Source organism: Pseudomonas sp. B21-041 (assembly GCF_024748675.1).
In the GTDB taxonomy this organism is placed as follows: domain Bacteria; phylum Pseudomonadota; class Gammaproteobacteria; order Pseudomonadales; family Pseudomonadaceae; genus Aquipseudomonas; species Aquipseudomonas neuropathica.
This window is the reverse complement of record NZ_CP087175.1, coordinates 2,793,650-2,813,971: the sequence shown is the minus strand read 5'-3', so window position 1 is coordinate 2,813,971 and position 20,322 is coordinate 2,793,650. Positions and strand designations below refer to the sequence as shown.

The 20,322-nt window shown below is 59.7% G+C and carries 15 protein-coding genes, 1 pseudogene and 1 riboswitch; of the genes and pseudogenes, 4 read left to right on the top strand and 12 right to left on the bottom strand.

The features are described 5' to 3' along the window. Window positions 1–73 precede the first annotated feature (73 nt). From LOY43_RS12535 to LOY43_RS12520, 4 genes are all read right to left on the bottom strand, one after another. Window positions 74–4,447 (bottom strand): response regulator, encoded by a 4,374-nt coding sequence (locus LOY43_RS12535; RefSeq protein WP_258709747.1) that lies wholly within the window; start codon window positions 4,445–4,447, stop codon window positions 74–76. A 43-nt stretch (window positions 4,448–4,490) separates the two neighbouring features. Continuing rightward, window positions 4,491–5,648 (bottom strand): two-component system response regulator, encoded by a 1,158-nt coding sequence (locus tag LOY43_RS12530; protein WP_095049907.1) that lies wholly within the window; start codon window positions 5,646–5,648, stop codon window positions 4,491–4,493. Window positions 5,649–6,014: 366 nt separating this feature from the next. Further along, the gene (locus tag LOY43_RS12525) at window positions 6,015–7,313 is read right to left on the bottom strand and encodes an SLC13 family permease (protein WP_258709746.1); all 1,299 of its coding nucleotides are present in this window, start codon (window positions 7,311–7,313) and stop codon (window positions 6,015–6,017) included. 30 nt (window positions 7,314–7,343) lie between these two features. Further along, window positions 7,344–8,177 carry an amidohydrolase gene (locus LOY43_RS12520; protein ID WP_258709745.1) on the bottom strand — a complete coding sequence of 278 codons (834 nt, stop codon included), beginning with the start codon at window positions 8,175–8,177 and terminating at the stop codon, window positions 7,344–7,346. 212 nt (window positions 8,178–8,389) lie between these two features. Here LOY43_RS12520 and LOY43_RS12515 point away from each other — a divergent pair, with 212 nt between their 5' ends. Then, complete coding sequence (locus LOY43_RS12515) at window positions 8,390–9,127, top strand: GntR family transcriptional regulator (RefSeq protein ID WP_258709744.1); 738 nt, start codon at window positions 8,390–8,392, stop codon at window positions 9,125–9,127. Between the two features lie 179 nt (window positions 9,128–9,306). Here the strand turns inward: LOY43_RS12515 and LOY43_RS12510 are convergent. Then, a pseudogene (locus LOY43_RS12510) lies at window positions 9,307–9,452 on the bottom strand (MFS transporter); the annotation flags it as partial. Window positions 9,453–9,641: 189 nt separating this feature from the next. Here LOY43_RS12510 and LOY43_RS12505 point away from each other — a divergent pair. Further along, on the top strand, window positions 9,642–10,643 hold the full coding sequence (locus LOY43_RS12505) for an acyltransferase (protein WP_258709743.1): 1,002 nt from the start codon (window positions 9,642–9,644) through the stop codon (window positions 10,641–10,643). 135 nt (window positions 10,644–10,778) lie between these two features. Beyond that, window positions 10,779–11,240, top strand: coding sequence for a thiol-disulfide oxidoreductase DCC family protein (locus tag LOY43_RS12500; RefSeq protein ID WP_095126423.1), 462 nt, complete (start codon window positions 10,779–10,781; stop codon window positions 11,238–11,240). Here the strand turns inward: LOY43_RS12500 and LOY43_RS12495 are convergent. The 7 genes from LOY43_RS12495 to LOY43_RS12465 all read right to left on the bottom strand — a co-directional run bounded on the left by LOY43_RS12495 (window position 11,224) and on the right by LOY43_RS12465 (window position 18,992). Then, complete coding sequence (locus tag LOY43_RS12495) at window positions 11,224–11,715, bottom strand: DUF2269 domain-containing protein (protein ID WP_095049904.1); 492 nt, start codon at window positions 11,713–11,715, stop codon at window positions 11,224–11,226. The two genes, LOY43_RS12500 and LOY43_RS12495, sit on opposite strands and share 17 nt — an antisense overlap. Window position 11,716: 1 nt before the next feature. Continuing rightward, window positions 11,717–12,844, bottom strand: a complete 1,128-nt coding sequence (locus LOY43_RS12490; protein WP_095049903.1) for a saccharopine dehydrogenase family protein — start codon at window positions 12,842–12,844, stop codon at window positions 11,717–11,719. A gap of 175 nt (window positions 12,845–13,019) precedes the next feature. Then, a complete protein-coding gene (gene mdeB / locus LOY43_RS12485; RefSeq protein ID WP_258709742.1) occupies window positions 13,020–15,683 on the bottom strand; it encodes an alpha-ketoglutarate dehydrogenase in 2,664 nt (887 codons plus the stop codon). Between the two features lie 36 nt (window positions 15,684–15,719). After that, window positions 15,720–16,028 (bottom strand): putative quinol monooxygenase, encoded by a 309-nt coding sequence (locus tag LOY43_RS12480; protein ID WP_095049901.1) that lies wholly within the window; start codon window positions 16,026–16,028, stop codon window positions 15,720–15,722. A 27-nt stretch (window positions 16,029–16,055) separates the two neighbouring features. Next, window positions 16,056–16,709: an oxygen-insensitive NAD(P)H nitroreductase gene (gene nfsB, locus LOY43_RS12475; protein WP_095049900.1), complete on the bottom strand. Its 654-nt coding sequence runs from the start codon at window positions 16,707–16,709 to the stop codon at window positions 16,056–16,058. Window positions 16,710–16,763: 54 nt separating this feature from the next. Beyond that, window positions 16,764–17,936: an L-dopachrome tautomerase-related protein gene (locus LOY43_RS12470; protein WP_095126428.1), complete on the bottom strand. Its 1,173-nt coding sequence runs from the start codon at window positions 17,934–17,936 to the stop codon at window positions 16,764–16,766. Between the two features lie 48 nt (window positions 17,937–17,984). Beyond that, complete coding sequence (locus LOY43_RS12465; protein WP_095049898.1) at window positions 17,985–18,992, bottom strand: zinc-binding alcohol dehydrogenase family protein; 1,008 nt, start codon at window positions 18,990–18,992, stop codon at window positions 17,985–17,987. Between the two features lie 110 nt (window positions 18,993–19,102). On the opposite strand from LOY43_RS12465, the gene LOY43_RS12460 reads away from it, so the two are divergent. Then, window positions 19,103–19,996 carry a LysR family transcriptional regulator gene (locus LOY43_RS12460; RefSeq protein ID WP_093433378.1) on the top strand — a complete coding sequence of 298 codons (894 nt, stop codon included), beginning with the start codon at window positions 19,103–19,105 and terminating at the stop codon, window positions 19,994–19,996. Between the two features lie 47 nt (window positions 19,997–20,043). Beyond that, window positions 20,044–20,250, top strand: a riboswitch (cobalamin riboswitch). Window positions 20,251–20,322: the final 72 nt, after the last annotated feature.

The following is a 20,322-nucleotide window of genomic DNA, read 5'->3' as shown; positions in this document are numbered from 1 at the left end:
GGGTGGCCGCTCTCGGCCAAAAGCCGTCAGTTGCAATTAAAACTAAACGGCTACGTGTTTACCCAACTCAATTTTACTGAAGCAGCTTCAAGGCGCGATCAAAGTCGAACAGCTCCACCTGCGCCGCGGCAAGTGCCAGACGTTCTGCCAGCGCTTGATCGAGTGGCCTGTTGCGCAGGGCCGCCAGCACGTCCAAAGCCGCCGTATCACCTTCGTCCAGAAGAACAATAAGCCGGTTCAGTTGCTCGCTGATTGCCGCGTCGTCCAGCAGGTCACCCTCCGTGGAAGCCAGTGTGTCCGCCTCAAGGTTCGCCAGACTCGCGAGGGTCGGGAGCAAGTAATGCTCGACCTGCATCGCTAGCGCTTGCACGACCTCAGCCGGCTCGTCGTCCTGACAGGCCTGTTCTAACAACGTGCAAGCCTGCGCCACGGCCTTGGCGCCGATGTTGCCGGCGGTGCCGCGCAAGCTGTGCGCCAGTCGTGCGGCAGCAGCAGAATCCGGATCGATTCGTGCGGCCTGGAATTGCTCGGAAAAATCTGTCTGAGTGTCGCGAAACTTGCAGAGTAGACGTAAGTAGAGATCCCGCCGCCCCATGCAGGTGGCGAGTCCCGCAGCCAGATCAATGCCCTCAAGACGATCTGGCAATCCATCGACCAAACCTGCGTTCAGCGAAGCTTGAGCGACTCGTGGTTTGATCCATTTTGCCATTGTGGCGAACATGGTTTCGACGTTGAGTGGCTTGGAGATATGGTCGTTCATACCGCATTCGAGGGCGCGCTCGCGGTCACCGTCCATGGCGTTGGCGGTCATGGCGATCACTGGCAGAGTACGGAAGCGCGGTTGCTGGCGAATTTTCCGGGTGGCCGTGTAGCCATCCATCACCGGCATCTGGCAATCCATCAGCACGCCATCGAAGTCGTCATCCTCGCCGAGAATATCCAGGGCCTCTTGGCCGTGCGTGGCGAGTCGCAAGCGTATTCCGACACTCTCCAGTAGCTCGCTGGCCAGTTCCTGATTCAGATCGTTGTCTTCGACCAGAAGCAGTCGCGCTCCATTGAGGCTGGCGACGGTGTTGGCATTGTGCAGGGAGCGTTCGCCAGCCCGAGTATCGCTGTGGGTGTCTCTGCCCAGCACGACACCGATGGCTTCAAGTAACGAGGACGGCGTGACAGGTTTGGTCAGTACCACCGGCAACTGGATGCCCTGGCGCTCGGCTTCTTCGCGGGCTTCTTCGCGGCCAAAAGCGGTCACCATGATCACCGATGGCGTACGCATCAGGCTGGCGGAATGCATTCTGCTCACAGCTTCCATGCCATCCATGCCGGGCATCCGCCAGTCCATCAAGACCAGATCGTAAGGCAGCACCTTGTGCTCGGCGTCGGCCAACATGCGCAGCGCCAGACTACCGCTCTGCGCGACATCCACTTCCAGACCAAAGCTGCGCGCCATGCCCGAAAGGATTTCACGGGCACTGGCGTTGTCATCCACGACAAGCACGCGCATGCCCAACAGCTCGCCAGCCTTGAACATGCGACGCGGCGGAACATTTTGCTGTACGCCGAGTTGTACCTGGAAATGAAACGTGGAGCCGACTCCCGGTTGGCTTTCAACCCAGATACGACCGGCCATCAGCTCCACCAGCTTCTTCGAGATGGACAATCCCAGCCCGGTGCCCCCGTACTTGCGAGTGATCGAACTGTCAGCCTGACTGAACGACTGGAACAGACGTGAACACTGCTCGACGGTCATGCCGATGCCCGTATCGCGCACCCAGAAATGCAGTTGCACGTGTTCGTTGTGAGAAGCAACTTCTTCAACGCCGACCACGATGTCACCGTGTTCGGTGAACTTGGCCGCGTTGTTGCCGAGGTTGATCAGCACTTGCCCCAGTCGCAGGGGGTCGCCCAGCAGTGCCGTGGGCAGGTCAGGCGGAATCTGAAACAACAACTCCAGACCCTTGTCCTCGGTCTTCAAGCCGATCATGGCAGCGAAGCTGTCGAGCACATCTTCCAGACGGAACGGGATCTGTTCGAGACTCATCCTGCCGGCTTCGATCTTTGAGAAGTCGAGAATGTCGTTGATGATTCCCAGCAGGTTCTCCGCTGATCGGTGGACTTTTTCAATGTAGTTGCGCTGGCGTTTATCCAGTTCGGTACGCAGCGCCAGGTGGCTCATGCCGATGATGGCGTTCATCGGTGTTCGGATCTCATGGCTCATGTTGGCGAGAAACTCGCTCTTGGCCTGCGTGGCCTCCTCGGCCGCAGCCCTTGCCTCTGCCAGTGCGGTTACATCGATGTTGATGCCGGTTGCGCGCAATGGCTTGCCGTCAGGCGTACGTGAGAAGCGATTCAGCGACCGGAACGTGCGCACCTGCCCATCGTTTTTACGCACAATCCGGAAGTCGAACTCGGCGCGATCATCGCCACTCTGGACGGCACTCTCGAACGTGCTGCTGACCCGCGCCAGATCGTCGGGATGCACCAGTGCCTTCCAGTGCGCCAGCGTACCGCCGAAGCCGCCTGGCTCCAGACCAAACAGGGTTTCGAGTTGGGGTGTCCAATAGTTTGTGCCACTGACCAGGTCGACGTCGAACAGCCCGATGTCACCGGACTCCTGCGCCAGATTCAGACGATCGCTGGCCGTGCGCAGCCTGGCTTCCATCGCCCTGCGCTCACTGACATCGCGCACCGAGGCGCACACACAGACGCCACGCCCCTCCAGGCGCGGTAGATGGGAAAGGCCAATTTCTACGGAGAACAAACTGCCGTCTTTGCGTACACCGCTCAGATCGTCAAGATCGCCGCCCATCTGCCGGGTTCCGCCGCTGGCAATGAACCCGTCGCGTAACCTGACATGGCGCTCGCGGGCAGCCTGCGGTACCAGACGCTCGATGCTGGCGCCAATCAGCTCGCCGGGGGCGTAGCCAAACAGGGTATCCATCTGCGGGTTGGTCATCAGGATGCGACCGTCGGCGCCCAGCACCAGCATGCCGTCCGGTGCTGCCTCGATGATGCCGCGGTACCAGGCTTCGGTGGCGCGCAATGCGGCCTGCTGGGCCTCCAGCTCGCTGGCCTGGTGCTCCAGTTGCAAAGCCTGCGCGCCCATTTCGTCTGCCTGACGGCGAGTTTCCAAGAGCAGCGCCTGAGCTGCCTCACTGCGTTCCATAATGGCCATGGCGCCGGCCAGCCGGGGCAGGACTTCTTGCAGCAGCAGCGCTTCGTTCTCTTCCAGTTGGCGAAAACCGGCCATTTCCATCACCCCGAGCAGGCGTTCGCCACGCATCACGGGCTGAACCAACAGGACGCTGGCCGGGGCTGCGCCCAATGGCGTGCGTACATGCCAAAACGGTTCCGGTAGATCCTGAAGCTGGCGGGGCTGGCGATCCAGTGCGCACTGGCCAAGCAACCCTTCACCGAGATCAAGTTCAGCGGGTAGCGGGTGAACACTGTCCACCGCATAACCGCCAACCAGGCGCAGGCGTGCCGCGCCTTCATAGAGAACGTAAAGCGCTCCCTGGCACATGCCCAACTGCGGCGCGATGTGGCTGAAAAAAGCCTGGGCCAACTGCTGCGGTGTCTCCGCCTGTTGCAGATCCACTTGCAGGAGCGACGTGTGGTTTTTGATCCAGCGCTGTCGCTCAAGCTGACAAGCTTCCAGCTGCAGCGTGGCGATGGCACGCGCCAGGTCGCCGGTTTCGTTGCGAAGATCGGTGTGCGGGATCTGACCGTCCAGCTTGCCGGACGCCAATTCGTCCACCGCCACGCGGACGCGATTCAACGGCACGCGTATGGAATAGCTGACCAGCCAGGTCAACAGCAAGGCCAGCGTCGACCCACCCAGCAGCAAGATGGACGTGATCGCAGTACTACGCTCTGCGTACTCCGCCAGGTTCTTCGCTGTATCGTGGATGTCGGCTTCCTTGTTTTTCTCGATCTGGTTGAGCAGCCCGTCGCCGCCCTGTTCCAGCGCAAGAAAATCCTTACTGTTGAGCAACATCAAGGCCTGACCCAAGGAACCCTTGCCGGCCAGCTCCAGTGCCTCATCGCCGTCTTTTTGCAGACGCTTTAATACCATTTCGAATTCCAGCAGGCTGCTGACGCTGCTCTGCCTGCGCAGCGTTGGACGAACCTGTTCCAGCGCTTCGTGGAGTCGCGCCTGGGCGACATCCATCTGGGCTCTGGCGCTGATACGGATGTCTGCGTTGTTGGTCGCGATTGCACGTTGCATGGCGAGCAACAGATGCGGCAACTGCACCCGAACCTCCTGCACATGCTGGATACCTACCAGATCCTGTTGGTACAACTGCTGCATTTCAGTTCTTAGCGAATACTGCGTGCGCAGGCTTTGCACGCCCAATATCAGGATCAATATCAGCAGCGCAGCGAAGCCGATGATCAATTTACTGCGCAGAGACAGGCGCTCGAGCATCTCGAACAGTCTGTTCATAAACGGCCTCTTTCAGCTGGATGTGCAGAGTAATGCGCGGGATTCAGGGACGTTCGGCAATCTGCTCAAGCAGTGCTAACTGCCTGGCCATGTCCTGGTCGCTGTCGGCAAATCGCTCGGCAATTGCGCGGAACTGCTCGGCATTGGCGAGAAACGCGTCACAGATGTCCGGATCAAAATGCGAGCCCCGGCCTTCGCCGATGATTTTCACCGCCTGCTCGTGAGGCATGCCGGGCTTGTACACGCGGCGGCTGATCAGCGCATCGTAGACATCTGCCACGGCCATTAACCTGGCGCTGATCGGGATATCGTCGGCGGCCACGCCTTGCGGATAGCCACTGCCATCCCACTTTTCCTGATGGCCGTAGGCGATTTCCTTGGCCAAATGAAGGAAATCGACGTTTATGCCTAATTGATCCTCCGCGTGCTGAATGGCGTCCCGCCCCAATGTGGTGTGGGTCTTCATGATCTCGAACTCTTCAGCGGTGAGCCGTCCCGGTTTGAGCAGGATGCGATCGGGAATGCCAATCTTGCCGATATCGTGCAGCGGTGCCGATTTGAAGAGCAGCTTGATGCTGTCCTCGTCGAGAAAGTGCCGGAAACGCGGGTGGTTGCGCAACAGTTCAGCCAGGTGTTTGATGTAGTGCTGGGTACGGCGAATGTGGTTGCCGGTTTCGTTGTCACGGGTTTCGGCCAGCGAAGCCATGGCGTGGATGGTGACATCCTGGATGGCGATCACCTCCCGGGTGCGGCGCTGCACTTCCCGCTCCAGAAATTCGTTTTGATTGCGCAGGAAATCGGCAACGGACTTGAGCTTGATTTGGGTCTCGACCCTGGCCATGAGCACCGGGGGGATGATCGGCTTGGTGATGTAATCCGCAGCCCCGAGGCTCAAGCCGCGAATCTCGTCCTCCGTGGCAGTCATGGAGGTGAGGAAAATGATCGGTATATGGCGAATGCGAACGTCAAGCTTGAGCTGCTCGGCAACGTCATAACCGGACAGGCCCGGCATCATGATGTCCAGCAGGATCAAATCGGGAAGCGGGTCGGCCTGCAGAAGGCGTAGGGCCTTTTCGCCGCTGTTGGCGGCCTTGACCCGATATTTGTCCTTCAGCAACTCGGCGATCAACATCAGGTTGTCGGGGGTATCGTCGACCACCAGAACGGTCGCTGATGGATAAACGCCCTGAGTGCTATCCATGGTTGTTGGCTCCCTTGCCAGACAATTAAGGAGTTGGCGCACTTGCACCAGTCTCTTGCTGGCAAGCGTAGCTATAAAAGCTGCAATCGCTAGGCGGAGATCTGTAGGCTGGTTCCCGGCATCAGGTGGATCAACTCTGGATAGAGCGCTCGTAAATTAACGAGCATGGGCTTCAGCGTCCGGTTCAGATAGCGCGATAAAAGCCTTAACGTGCTGGGCGACGGCAAGCAACCCCATTCGATTTGACTGATATCGGATGGCTTGCACACTTCCCAGCACATCAATGATGGTCATTTTCCCCTATTGATTGATCGACGTGCCAAATGCAACGGCTCGGCAAAGGCGCCGGGCCGTGAAGAGCCGTGCTTAGAGGAACGTGAGGACAGCGTTGAACACCAGTGCCGCGACAAAGCCAAGTGGCGCTGCGCGAAACAGGAGCTGCTGGAACAGTGAGCTGCGACTCTGCTCCGTGGCACATGAGCCTAATATCAAGCTACCACCAGAGGAGAACGGCGAGATGGAGGTGGCTTGAGCGCCAACGACGATGGCCACAAACAGGATCATCGGATCTAGCCCCAGTGCCGTGGCAAGCGGTGGCACCAACGGAAACAGCGCCGGCGTCACCACCCCCAGCGTGCTGGAGAACAGCGACATGAACGCTGCCACCACACCGAAGACAATCGGCACCATGATCGGCGCAATGCTATTGCCCATCCACGATGCCAGTAAGCCGATGGTCCCGGCCTTGATCGCGACCGAGATCAGCATGCCCACACCACAGATCATGATCAACGTGCCCCAAGGCACAGACGCCATTGCCTTGCGTTCGTCGCCCAATTTCAGCAAGAGCGCGATCACCGAGAACAGGCTGGCGATCAAACCGATGTCCATCTTCGAATTGATGAAGCTCACCGTGGAATTTTCCGGGAAGACAATTTGCGCAACGGGTGCCGCCAGTACGATCACCATCATCGCTAACGTCAGCCATAGGGTGATTGTCTGCTCGCGGTTCAGTGGCGTCGGCACGGCGATCGCATAAGCGGACGCTTTCATCGCCTTGCCATGGCCGGTGAGAAACACCAATACCGAAATCACCGCCAGCGGTATCACCAGGGTACTGGCGAAAATCGCTGCGGCGTTGATGAAGGCCTCGTTTTCCGGGATGCCAGCATTGACCATCAAGCCACGAAAAATGATACCACTCTGGCTGGAGACGAAGTTGGCTCCGCTCAAGGCGCCATAGTTGACCGCCATGCCGCCCGTGATCAGGCTCATCCCGGTGCGCTCACACAGCAGCAGCGTGATGGGCGCCATGAACGCCAGCACTGTGTAGTAGCCCGCCCCCATCGCCGAGATGGTGGTTGCCGTGAAGAAGACCGCGAACGGCAACAATTGAGGCATCGACCGGCATCGATAAATCAGATGCTCCGCCAATTTTTCAAGCGTGCCATTGACGGTGGCAAAACTATAGAACAGACAAACCGAGAAGATGATGAAGAAAATCTTCAACGGCCACAGGCTGATGACGTCGGACGGGCTCAACCCCATGCCGTAACAGCCGATCAGGTAAGCAAAAGCGATGGCGAACAGACCTATGTTGATCTTGGTCTTGTAACCCAGGGCAACGGCGACAACGATTGCCGCGACGACGAGCAGGCTCATCATGATGGAAGTCCTATTGTTGTTATTGATCGTTTAGCAGCGTGTTTCGAAGCCAAACAGCTTCGCTGGGTTGTCCTTCAGCACATGCGCCCGCTCGGCCGCGTCCGGCAGCAAGCCTTCGAGGAAAGCCACTTGCCGGGAATAGTCCGTCTGCTGTTCATACTGAGTGTTGGGCCAATCGCTGCCCCAGACGAGTCGCTGGAGACCGCCACTCGCGTCGCGCAACAGCGCCAGCCCATGCGATGCCTGGGCAAGATCGGATCGACTGCGGTACGGGGCGGAAAGCTTGAGCCACACCCCGTCATCCTTCAGCAACTCAAGAAACGCCTGATGGTTGGGGTTCCCGGCATCGATGCCCCCCGTCGGCAGGCCGAAATGATCGATGACCACGGTCACACCGCAAGCCCTGATGGCCGATACGATCGGCGCCAGGTCATCGATGCCGCGCTGAACTTCAACTTGCCATCCCCGCAGCGCCAACCGCTGGAACAGAGTGGTCCAGGCTGGGCCGCTGTAATCCGCCAGCGCCTTACCAATGAGATTCAAACGGATACCAACCACACCCGCTTCGGCCAATTCGTCCAGCAGGGTTTCGCTGACGTCGACATCCACCACCGCCACCCCACGCAAACGCTGCGGATAACGGCGCAACGCGTCGAGCATGAAGTGATTGTCGGTGCCCAGAAAGCTCGGCTGAATCAACACGCCGTGTGAAAACCCGTGGCGATCCAGGTGATCCACGTATTGCTCCACCAAAGCGTTGTAACGCGGGCTGTAGCGACGGTTGGCAACCATCGGCAGATCCTGGCGGAAGACGTGGGCGTGCGTGTCCACACCGGTGAAGGCAGGCGGGTGAAGACTGGTCATAAACAGATAACCCCGATCGTTTGTTGTTATGGAGAATCACCTGCCGCCATGAGAAATCAGGTTCTTTGGCCCAATCTGCCATCGTCAGCACGTGTACAGAAGCTTAAATTCATATATATGACTAGATCACCATATATTCAGGGATGGATATCTGTCAAACCTCACGCAGGTGCTAAAGTGGCTGCGCATGCCGAAAAGGAATCAAAGAAAAAATGAACGCCCCTACCCTCGGATACGACGAGCGCTTGCCGCTCTATCAGCGCCTGCGAGAAGAAATGCTCGCCAAGATCGCCACCGGCGAATGGATGCCAGGCGCGCCCATCCCCACGGAGGCCGAGCTCACCAAACACTATGGTGTAGCCATCGGCACGGTACGAAAGGCCGTGGACACACTGGTCAATGAAGGCCTGCTCCTGCGCAGCCAGGGCCGGGGCACCTATGTGCGCCGTCCCAACTTCGATGCCTCACTGGCGCGATTCTTCAGGCAAGTGAATGCCGCTGGCGGGCGCGAAATACCGACCAGCCGCATCCTGGCAAAGAGCCGGCAAAAACCCTCTCAAACTGTGGCAACAGCCCTGAAGTTGCAGGACGACGAAGACGTCGTGCACCTGGAACGGCTGCGGATGGTTGAAAGCCGCACACTGTTTCACGAGGATATCTGGCTCCCCGCCACACGGTTCGGCGTATTGCTGGAAATTGAATCCGAAAGCTTCGGCGAACTGCTCTACCCGTTTTATGAAACCCAGTGCGGACAATGTATCGGCTCGGCGACAGAGACCCTCACCGTAGAGCAAGCCGACCGGGCCACCGCCAAGACCCTTTCAATCAAAGAAGGCGCCCCGGTCGTCACCATCGAGCGCACCGCCCTCGGCTATGACCGCTCCCCGCTCGAATACCGAATTTCCCGCGCGGCGGCCGAGGGGTTCAGGTACCAGATCGATATTTCATGAGCCCAGTGACAAGGGCACCCACGCCCTAGCAGCCGGGGGTGTCGGGGTTACGCCGGCGGTCCAACCGGGGGCGTAACCGGCTTGTTCAGGCTCAACCTGAGCCTCAGCTCTGTCATCTTTGGGGCGCCGGTAGCTGGCGGAGTAGAGAGCCGCTATGGCGGATCGGCTCCGCTTGGAGAGCTAAACATTGCCCCACCAGCAGCTGCGTCTGTGGCGATGGCCGACTGTACAGACGCTACCACCATCCCCCCGTTTCCGCCTGGTCGGGGACCGCGCAGGCGACCCAGTTCGACCACGCCACCGGGGTCCCCCCAAAGGCCAGGCCGTGTTTGGCTTGCTGCCCGCTGAGTACCTTCCGGCCAACCTGTTGACGCCGATGGCGACCGGGCTGGGGGTATCCGAAGCGCTGGCTGGCCACGCCGTGTCCCGCCCGAACGCATAGAAAAACCTGTTATCCACCCATAAACCATCGTAATTTACCCGCCATAACTACAAGGTCGTTTTGGGGATACACGTGGGAGCCTATCGTCTGCTGTTGGCCGTCCTGGTCGCTGTTTCGCATATGGGCAAGATGTTCATGGGGTTCAACCCGGGCGTGGTGGCGGTGATTTCTTTCCTGCTCATCAGTGGTTTTGTGATGACCTCACTGATCGAGCGCAATTACCAGGCGCCCGAGAAAGTTGGCCGGTTCTACCTGGACCGCGCCCTGCGCCTTTACCCGCAATTCCTGTTCTACTTCATCCTCTCTTGTGCGGTGATCTATTTCCTCCTGCCTGGCACGCCGCAATGGGCTGAACTGAACGTCAAAAACATCGCCGCGAGCCTTGCAATAGTGCCCCTCGGTTTCTATATGTTCGGCGTGACCGGAGCGGGAATCGTGCCACCGGCCTGGTCGCTAGGACTGGAGATGTGTTTCTACCTGGTGATCCCGTTCCTGCTCATCTACAGACTACGGGGCGCGGCCTTCGCCTTGTCGGTTGCGGTCTTCATCCCCGCCTGCCTTGGATTCATCAACACCGACTACTACGGCTACCGTCTGTTGCCGGGTGTCCTGTTCATCTTCCTGTGCGGCAGCTACCTCTACAAACCGCAGGCGAAGGGTTTCGCGATTGCTGGCGGTACCGCTGTGGCAGCGGCATTGATCTTTGCAGCGATCATGATGGGCTGGATCGAACGTCGGCCGTCCAACGCCGAAGTGGCCGCCGGCATTGCCCTGGGCATCCCTGCGGTGTACGGGCTGACAACACTCAAATTTCACCGGATTGACGAGTTTCTCGGGAACATCAGCTATGGCGTATTCCTCAATCACTTCCTGGTGATTTACTTCCTGCACGGCCTCTGGCCGATCACCTCATTCGATTGGTCCAAGGTTGCAACGGTGTTGGTGCTGTCGTTCTTGCTCAGTGGTGTTTCGTATTACTGCGTCGAGCGGCCAGCGTTGAAGTTTCGGCATAAACTTCGGGCCGGCTCCAAGGATCGAGTGGGGGCCGTTCGGGCAAGTGAGTCAACGGCTTGACGGCGACAGGCGACAGATCGCGCTGCTGAACGTGGCCTGTCTCTCACATTCATGTGCCTAAGCGAGCGCAGTCATTCGCGAACCACTGCTGGCGGCGCTATGATCGCAACACCCGACGTCTTGAACACAAAACCCATGCCCACCCCGAAAACCCGCCCTACCCCCGCCCCGTTTCTCAACCCCGGCGAATCCGTGGTCCTGTTCGATGGCGTGTGCAAACTCTGCAACGGCTGGGCGCGTTTTTTGATTCGCCATGATCATCAACGTCGCGTGCGTCTGGCAGCGGTGCAGTCGCCGGAGGGACAAGCCTTGCTCGCGTGGGCCGGCCTGCCAGTCGATCAATTCGACACCATGGCGGTAATCCGTGACCGTCACTATTGGGAACGTTCAGACGCGTTCTTCGAAGTCATCAGCCAACTACCCGCCCGCTGGCAGCCATTGCGGCTGCTACGCGTATTCCCGCGCGGCCTGCGCGACTGGGCCTACGACCGCATCGCGCTGAACCGATACCGACTGTTCGGCAAGTACGACACCTGCCTGCTGCCAACCCCGGATCATCAACAGCGCTTTCTGAAAACAACTACGCCAGAAAGCTAATCAACTGCACCGGCGTCATCTTCGTCACCATCATCAGCACGATGACAAACATCCCGGCAAACCCGAGCACGCCCATCCAGAACCACTTCCGGTAAACGGCTTGATACTGCTCATCAAGCCCCGTCCCCGCCTCGCTCGCACTCGACGCCATCACATACAGGCGCTTCTGCAGGAGCAACACCGGCAGCCACAGCGAGCCGACGCAGAAGAAGACGATCAGCGAGGTCAGCACCCACTCGGCGCTCATCGACAACCCCGAAAGCCGCATCAGCAGATAACCTGTGATGATCTGCACAAACCCGGCCGGCGTGGTGATCCAGGTGTCGAAGCGCACCACCATGCGCGCGACGTGCGCTATCACGTGCGGATTGCCGGTGCGGCTGGCGGCGATCAGGTAGAGGTAGGAGCCCATGCCGAAACCGAACAGGAAGATCGCGGCGATGATGTGCAGGTACTTGAGGCACAGATAGAGCATGTCAGCGCTGCCCGTCCGAGAAATGCACGGCCAGGCTCAGGTTGTCCGGGTCGTTGATCGCGGCCATGTACTCGGCGACGCTGATTTCGCCCACGCACGGTCTGGCGCCGGCGGTTGGCACGTGGCCCTGGGCCATTTTCGTGGCCAGGGCCACGGCGGCGCAGCTGGGGATTTCCGGGCCTTTGTCGTTCAAAGCCGTGAGTTGTGCGGTCATCGACAGCGGCTTGCCGTCAACACCAAGGCCCTGCACGTCGATGTACATCGCACTTTTGCCATCGCCGAATCGCTCGAATCGCATGCCCAGCCGATGCAGTCTTCCGGCCCACAAGGCATGGTCGCGCACCAGCCCGACTTTCAGCGCCTGAGCCAGCAAGCCGTTGGCGAAACCGCCGAGCTTGAGACCGGCGCCCGCCTTGAAGCTCAGGGTTTGCGCACCATAACGACCGGCGAAGATGTCCATGTCCGGGACATCGACGTTGGCCAGCAATCGCGTGCCCATCTGCGGCATCTTGCGCAGGGTCAGGTCCAGCCAGCCCGACACTTCATGGACTTTGCCGTTCTTGAGTTGCTTGATCGGTTTGCCGGCATAAGCCAGGACACCTTCGATGGTCGACAACCCGGGCATTTTCGCCGAGGAAGAAATGCCATGCTCGATCGAGTCAATGCGCGAAAAGCGCTGGCGCTGCTCATCGATGATCGCTGAAGACAGTGTCGGCACCGAGCTGCAACCACTGAGGATCGCCACGCCCGCTTGTTTCGCCCGCGCATCGAGCACGTCGATGCCGTTGACGAAGGTGCGGCAGTCCGCGAGGTCGCAATAGTTCACGCCGGCATCGATGCAACTCTGCGCAACGGCATAGGATTGCCCCTGAAACGGCCCGCCGGTATGGACGACCAACTGAATGTTCAGCGCACGCAAAGCGGCTTCGAACTCCGCGCCCATGGCATCGCCGCACCAGCCTTCGCAGACGTTTCCCGAATGGCTGTTGAGCTCATCGAGTTTGCGCTGCAACTTGCGCGGGTCACGACCCGACAGCACCAGCCCGATGTCCGGCATCAGCGCCAGATGTCTGCACACGATGCTGCCGAAATTTCCGTAACCCCCGACCACCATCACCCTGAACGGCATGCAATTCTTCCCTAAGTCATTTCATCAAACAGGCGGGAAGGATATAGGGCCGAACGTCAGCAGGCCATTCAGATCAGTTGCTCGCCAGCCGACGCGATCCATTTGCGCAGCAGGCAGCCAGAGTGTGCCGTCGCGATTGTTGGTTGATGAAAGAAGGGACACACAACGTGAAGGCTCAGCAGTTCCAGGGGGCTTCGGCATCGGCGTCGATAGCGTATTTCGCCCGAGCCTGGGCATGTGCCCGCGGATCGACCGAAGCCAGCGCCGCCAAAACGATGTGATAGCGATCCACTTCAAAGAAGCTGCGCAACGCCGAGCGTGTGTCGCTGCGTCCAAATCCGTCGGTGCCCAGGCAGATGCACGGTGCCTGTAAATACGGCACCACCAATTGTGCATAGGCGCGCACGTAATCACTGGCCGCCACGACTGGAGCGTTACCGGGCAGACAATGCAGCAGGTGACTCTGGCACTCGACATCGCCGCCGAACACTTGCTGACGCTGCACCTCGCGGGCATCCCGGGCGAGTTCGGAGAAGCTGGTCACACTCCACACTTCGCTGCTGACTTGCCACTCTTGATCCAGCATATGTGCGGCGGCAATCACCTCGCGCAGAATCGCTCCCGAACCCAGTAAACGAACCGCCGGTACCTCCTCGCCATAGCGCGCATAGAGGCGCATGCCGCGAATCACGTCCGCGTGTTCGTCTGGTTCAAGTGAGGCCTGAACGTAGTTCTCGTTGGTTACCGTCAGGTAATAGAACTCATCCTCTTGCTGCTCCAGCATGCGCCGGGCGCCATGGTCGATGATGACCGCCGCCTCGCTGGCAAATGCCGGGTCGTAGGCGCGGCAGTTGGGCACAGTGGCTGCCATCAACTGACTGGAGCCGTCCTGATGCTGCAGTCCTTCACCGGCCAGCGTTGTGCGCCCCGATGTGGCGCCGATCAAAAAGCCTCTGGCGCGCTGGTCGGCGGCAGCCCAGATCAGGTCGCCAATGCGCTGAAAGCCGAACATCGAGTAGTAAATGTAGAACGGCAGCATCGGCTCGCCATTGACGCTGTAGGACGTCGCCGCAGCGATCCAGGAAGAAATCGCGCCGGCTTCGGTGATGCCTTCTTCGAGCAGTTGCCCGTCGGTCGATTCCTTGTAATAGAGCAGCGCGCCGGCATCTTCTGGCTCGTACAACTGGCCGACGGATGAATAAATCCCGATTTGCCGGAACAGATTCGCCATGCCGAATGTGCGCGCTTCATCGGCGACAATCGGCACAATGCGTGGCCCCAATTGTTTGTCCCGGATCAGATGGGTGAACAGTCGCACCACCGCCATGGTCGTCGAGTTTTCACGCTCATCGGCCTTCAGCGCAAAACGGCCATAGCTGTCGAGCGGTGGCACTGTTATTGGTGCTGACACACCGTTGCGCTTGGGCAAGTAACCGCCGAGCGCCCGTCGCTGCTGATGCAGGTATCGCAACTCGGGGCTGTCGTCAGCCGGTTTGTAGAAGCGCATTTCTGCCACGGCCTCATCATCCAGCGGCAAGGCGAAACGATCACGGAATGCCTTGAGCACCTCGATATCGAGTTTTTTCTGCTGGTGCGAGGTGTTGCGCGACTCGCCGATCTGGCCCATGCCGAAACCTTTCTTGGTTTTGGCGAGCACCACGGTCGGCCTGCCCTTGTGCTTGCGCGCGGCCTCGAACGCGGCATGCAACTTACGAAAGTCGTGACCGCCCCGGCGCAACGCGTCGATCTGCTCCGGGCTCATGTCTGCAACCAACGCCTGCAACTGCGGGTCCTGGTCGAAGAAATGGCTGCGGTTATACGCACCGTCATTGGCCCCCAGATTCTGGTACTCGCCATCCACCATCCCGGCGAAGTGGCGCAACAGTGCATGGCCGTCATCGCGGGCAAACAATGGGTCCCAGTCCGAACCCCACAACACCTTGATCACGTTCCAGCCGGCGCCGCTGAACAGTGACTCCAGCTCCTGAACGATTTGCCCGTTGCCGCGTACGGGGCCGTCGAGACGCTGCAGATTGCAGTTGATCACGAAGGTGACGTTGTCAAGATTCTCCCGCGCTGCCAGCGAAAGCGCGGCGATGGACTCCGGCTCGTCCATCTCGCCATCACCAAAAACGCCCCAGACATGCCGCCCCTCCGTCGAGGCAATCCCACGGTGCTGCAAATACCGCAGGAACCGAGCCTGGTAAATCGCATTGATCGGACCAATACCCATTGAGCCCGTGGGAAACTGCCAGAAGTCGGGCATCAACCAAGGATGCGGATAGGAACACAATCCGCCGCCCTTCACTTCTTGCCGGTAACGCTCCAGTTGCGACGCCTGCAAACGCCCTTCAAGAAAGGCCCGCGCGTACACCCCGGGGGCAGAGTGCGCCTGGAAGTAAACCAGATCACCGCGCCCGGCTTCGCTGTCCGCACGGAAAAAGTGATTGAAGCCGACCTCGAAAATTTCCGCCGCCGAGGCGTAACTGGCGATGTGACCGCCCAATTCGCCATAGGCCTTGTTCGCCTTCGCCACCATGGCCAGGGCGTTCCAGCGAATGATCGAGGTGATGCGCTCCTCCATCACCAGATCCCCGGGATAAACCGGCTGCTGTTCGAGCGCGATGGTGTTCTGGTACAGCGAATACGCACTCGCCGTCGTTTGCACGCCGAGACGGCTGGCCTGCTCGGCCAGTCGCAGCAGCAAGAACCGCACGCGCGGTCTGCCGCCGACTTTCGCGACACCTGCCAGGGCTTCCAGCCACTCGTTGGTTTCAATGGCATCGATGTCTTCGTGAACCGGCGTTCCGTGGGTCGGCCGTTGCGCGGTATCTTTCATGGCTGCACACCCTGACAGGTTGAATGGACGACTGGATCAGTTCGACACGTGCTCAAGAAATATCAGTTGCAGCGGCTCTTCCAGCAGGTCATCCGCCGCGGCGGCAAAGCGCTTGAAGTAAGGCATGGCGAAATGCGCATCCAATGCCGCCTGATCCTTGAAGGCCTCGCGCATGTAGAACGTGCCGCGCTGGTCGCGCAGTTCAAACAACACATAGTCGAGATTGCCCGGCTCTGCGCGTGTCGGCTCAACCAGCGCCAGCAAGCCTTCTTTCAAGGCCTGTTCCTGGCCTGACCTGGCCTTGAGCACGGCAATCGAGATCAATGTTTCTGTGGACTGGCTCATCTTCAATACTCCTGGGACCGGCTGCATTCAGAGAAAGGTAAACAGCGACTGGGACGGCAAGCGGGACTTGGGCAGGCCTGCGTTGAAGTCTTCGCTGCTGTGATAGCCCAGGCTCACCACGACCAGACTGGTGAAGCCCTGTTCGCGCAGGCCCAGTTCACTGTCGAGGACTTTGCTGTCGAAACCTTCCATCGGCGTCGCGTCGATACCCAGCGAGGCGGCACCCAGCAGCAATGTGCCCAGCGCGAGGTAGGTCTGCTTTTCCATCCAGTGCTGCAGGTCTTTCTGATCGAAGCGATGCAGATCGACAAAACCGCGCCGTCCACGCTCCTGCCCTGCTCGCGCCTCGGCATTGTGAAAACGCCCGTCCATGGCTTCCTGAGCCAGCAACGCCTGCAGGTATTCCTCCGGCAGATGCGTGCGAGTGCAGAAGACGATGACGTGCGACGCGTTGAGTATTTTCGGCTGGTTGAAGCTGAACGGCCCCTGAGTACTGTGGGCGATTCGCGCCCGGCTCTGATCACTCTCGGCAACCACGAAATGCCAAGGCTGAGAGTTGACCGACGACGGACTGTTGCGCAGTTGTTCCAGCAGCAACTCCAGTGTGTGCCTGGGAATCTTGCGGTCGGCATCGAAAACTTTTGTGGTGAAACGGCGCTTGGCCAGAGAAACGAGATCCATGATTGAACTCCTGATCTGAAAAGTGAAAACGCAAAACTCAATGCCGCTTGGAAATCAGCGCGTCGGCGCCGGCGCTGCGTCGATCTTCAGACGCATCAGGCTGTAAGGTTTTTGCCGCTGATCCTGCCCGGAACGGAATGCCGCCTGGCGGTGCAACTGGTTGGCGATGAAATACAGATAGCCGTCGGGGCCAATGGACAATGTGTCTGGCCAGAGCAGACGCGGGTCGTGTACCAGCGTTTGCCATTGGCCGTCCGGCAGACGCTTGCGGATCGAGTTGTGCTCGTAATCGCCGGCATAGATGGCGCCGGCGGCGTCAGCCTCCAGACCATCGGACGCGCCCTTCTCCCCCAGATCCTGCACGGCGGCCGTCAGTTGCTGTTCACTGAAGTTGGCATCACGCAGCAACGCGGTGGACACCGAATACAGGTGCCGACTCGACAGCGGAGTGAAATACAGTGTCTTGCCGTCCGCCGACAGCGCGATGCCGTCCGAGGCCACGCCCAGCGGTTTGCGCTTGCCGTCCGGAGCTTCAACGGTGAGTGGCAGGCCTTCAACCACCGGGACAAACGTCGGGTCAACCGAGGTCGCCGGCACACCGCTCAAACGGCGCATGGCACTGCCGCTGGCGATGTCCATGACGATGATCGCGCCCGGTCCACGCAGGGACGAGTCAGTGAGATAGACCGTTCCCTCCGGGCCTGTGCGAAAGTCGAAACGCATGTCGTTAACGTAGGTGCTCGGCAACATGACGTTGTCCGGGAACACCAGACGCTTGACGATCTTGTTGCTGACCAGATCCACCGCGATCAGCTTCGCGCCTTTAGGTTTTGGGTCTGCGAAACCCGGCGCGGCGGTATCGAGCAACCAGACACGGCCCCGCCCGTCGGCCACCACGCTCTGTACGCTGATCAGACCATCACTGGGATCGTTGAGGTTTTCCTGATTGATCGCCGCGTTCGGGTAAGCCACGACTTTGCCGTCGCGGATCTCGCCCACGGTGAACGGCACGTTGTCGCCCCAACGCGGGAAGTTGACGAAGATGCGCCCGGTCTCGGTGACGGTCACGCCGGTGGGCATCGCGTCGTAGAACGCATGGACCTGTTCGAGCTTGCCGAAGGATCGGTCGGCGGGGGCATTGGCCGGCAACGCGACGGCGCTGATTGCATGGGCGAACGGCGCTGCCATGACCATGGCCAATGCAGCAGAAAGCTTTTTCATACGCATGAGCTGCTCCTGACCGGCCCGCTTGCAGGCCCGTCTGAATGAGTGAAATCAGAAACCTTCAAGCACCAGTTTGCCTCGGGCCTTGCCGCTCTCGACCAAGGCATGGGCACGGCGCATGTTTGCCGCGTTGATCGCGCCAAAATGTTCACCGACAGTCGTTTTCAAAATGCCCTGGTCAATCAGATCGCTGACGCGATTGAGCAGGTGATGCTGCTCAATCATGTCCGGGGTTTCGTACAGCGAACGGGTGAACATCAGCTCCCAGTGCAGCGACAGCGACTTGCGCTTGAGCGGCATCACGTCGAGGCTTTCAGGATCGTCGATCACGCCCAGACGCCCTTGTGGTTGAAGCACTTCGATCAGCTGCGCAAAATGCTGCTCGGTATGGGTCAGGCTGGCGACATGGCTGACCTCGTCGATGCCCAGTGCCTGCAACTGTGCGAGCAGCGGCTGACTGTGATCGATGACGTGATGCGCGCCCAATTGCCGGACCCAGTCAGCCGTTTCCTGCCGTGAGGCGGTGCCGATGACAGTCAGCTGCGTCAACTGTCGGGCCAATTGCACCAGCATCGAACCGACGCCGCCCGCTGCCCCCGTGATCAACAGGCACTTGCCCTGCCCTGAACCTTCGGTGACACCGAGACGGTCAAACAACAGCTCCCAGGCGGTGATCGAGGTCAACGGCAATGCCGCGGCATCCGCAGCACTTAACGAACGCGGTTTGTGCCCGACGATTCGCTCGTCCACCAAATGAAATTCGCTATAACTGCCGGTGCGGGCAAGGGAGCCTGCGTAGAACACTTCGTCGCCAGGCTGAAACAGCGTCACTTCAGCCCCGACCTCGCGGACAATACCGGCGGCATCCCAGCCGAGGATTTTCGGTTCTTTGGTGAAAGTTCCGGCGCGTACTTTGGTATCGACCGGATTGACCGACACCGCACGAACTTCTACGAGCAAATCCCGGGGGCCGGGAGTTGGCACCGGAAGGTCGATGTCCTGCAACGATTGCGGATCTTCAATGGGCAAAGCGTGTTGGGTGAAGGTGATGGCTTTCATGGAAACTCGCTGTCTGAAGAGCTGATGTGCTCGCTTGCCGCCATCTTCGACTTCCCAAGCACAAAGAAAAACCAGCAGAATGCGCCAACACTTTCACTGCAGGAGTGAAAATGATCCGCATCGATGATCTTGGTTTGTTCACCCGCAGCGCCGCGCTGGGCAGCTTCACCGCTGCCGCCCATGAGGCGGATTTATTGCCCGGTCAGGTTGCCGCGGCGATCAAGCGTCTGGAGCGTGAGCTGGACGTGCGCCTGTTTGCGCGCACCACCCGCAGCCTGCGATTAACCGCCGAGGGCGAGCAATACTTGCCCACCGCCCACTCGGTGCTGGAGGCGCTCAAGCAAGGCAAGGAAAACCTGCGCGGTGAAAACGCCACGTTGCGCGGCGTGTTGCAAGTGACGGCGCCGTCCGATCTGGGGCGCAACATTTTGCTGCCGTGGCTCACACTGTTTCGCCGCCAGCACCCGGAACTGACCTTGCGCTTTTCCCTGTCGGACCAGATGGCCGACTTGTTTCGTGACCCGGTAGACGTGGCGATTCGATACGGCTCGAATGAAGATGCCAACTACGTGGCGCTGCCGCTGGCACCGTGGAACCGGCGGGTGCTGGTCGCCGCACCGGAATACGTGGAGCGCCACGGATACCCGCAAACGCCGGACGATCTGCACAACCACGCTTGCCTGCTCTACCAGCAAGGCGGCCGGATCTACGACAAGTGGAGCCTGGGCAGTGAAACGATCCAGGTCTCGGGACCGATGTTCAGCGACGACGCCGACATCGTGCGCCGCTGGGCGTTGAGCGGCGAAGGCATCGCCAACAAATCCTGGCTGGACGTCAGTGCAGACGTGATCGCAGGGCGACTGGTCGTGCTACTGAAGGATTTTCCCGGCAATGCCTCACCGTTGAGTCTGGTGTGCCCGCATCGCAAGCAGATCACCCCGGCGGTGTCTCAGCTTTATGCGTGGTTGAGTGGCCAGTTTGTCGCTCTGGAACGCATCCAATAGCTCCCCCCCGTTGGTTGCCACATTGACGAGACGCTCCTCGAATGTTCAGATGCCGGCCAGTTTCAGGTGTCCCATGCCGCCGTGCATGGGGTGAAACGGGAAACCGGTACGTTCTTTTCGAACAAGTCCGGTGCTGCCCCCGCAACGGTATGCGCGTGATGTTTTCAATACACCACTGTGGCCAGACGGCCATGGGAAGGTGAAAACCTCGATACGCGCGAGCCCGGAGACCGGCCTGGAATTTCGTTTGGCAAAATCCTGCGGTGGGCGGGCATGGGCCGGTATTGGCTGTGCGCGATGCCTTCTCTTGCATGCTCTTCTGCGAA

Excerpts from the sequence above, each read along its gene's own strand:
- LOY43_RS12535 (WP_258709747.1), bottom strand. The coding sequence starts at position 4,447 with ATGAACAGACTGTTCGAGATGCTCGAGCGCCTGTCTCTGCGCAGTAAA.
- LOY43_RS12530 (WP_095049907.1), bottom strand. The coding sequence starts at position 5,648 with ATGGATAGCACTCAGGGCGTTTATCCATCAGCGACCGTTCTGGTGGTC.
- LOY43_RS12525 (WP_258709746.1), bottom strand. The coding sequence starts at position 7,313 with ATGATGAGCCTGCTCGTCGTCGCGGCAATCGTTGTCGCCGTTGCCCTG.
- LOY43_RS12520 (WP_258709745.1), bottom strand. The coding sequence starts at position 8,177 with ATGACCAGTCTTCACCCGCCTGCCTTCACCGGTGTGGACACGCACGCC.
- LOY43_RS12515 (WP_258709744.1), top strand. The coding sequence starts at position 8,390 with ATGAACGCCCCTACCCTCGGATACGACGAGCGCTTGCCGCTCTATCAG.
- LOY43_RS12500 (WP_095126423.1), top strand. The coding sequence starts at position 10,779 with ATGCCCACCCCGAAAACCCGCCCTACCCCCGCCCCGTTTCTCAACCCC.
- LOY43_RS12495 (WP_095049904.1), bottom strand. The coding sequence starts at position 11,715 with ATGCTCTATCTGTGCCTCAAGTACCTGCACATCATCGCCGCGATCTTC.
- LOY43_RS12490 (WP_095049903.1), bottom strand. The coding sequence starts at position 12,844 with ATGCCGTTCAGGGTGATGGTGGTCGGGGGTTACGGAAATTTCGGCAGC.
- mdeB (WP_258709742.1), bottom strand. The coding sequence starts at position 15,683 with ATGAAAGATACCGCGCAACGGCCGACCCACGGAACGCCGGTTCACGAA.
- LOY43_RS12480 (WP_095049901.1), bottom strand. The coding sequence starts at position 16,028 with ATGAGCCAGTCCACAGAAACATTGATCTCGATTGCCGTGCTCAAGGCC.
- nfsB (WP_095049900.1), bottom strand. The coding sequence starts at position 16,709 with ATGGATCTCGTTTCTCTGGCCAAGCGCCGTTTCACCACAAAAGTTTTC.
- LOY43_RS12470 (WP_095126428.1), bottom strand. The coding sequence starts at position 17,936 with ATGCGTATGAAAAAGCTTTCTGCTGCATTGGCCATGGTCATGGCAGCG.
- LOY43_RS12465 (WP_095049898.1), bottom strand. The coding sequence starts at position 18,992 with ATGAAAGCCATCACCTTCACCCAACACGCTTTGCCCATTGAAGATCCG.
- LOY43_RS12460 (WP_093433378.1), top strand. The coding sequence starts at position 19,103 with ATGATCCGCATCGATGATCTTGGTTTGTTCACCCGCAGCGCCGCGCTG.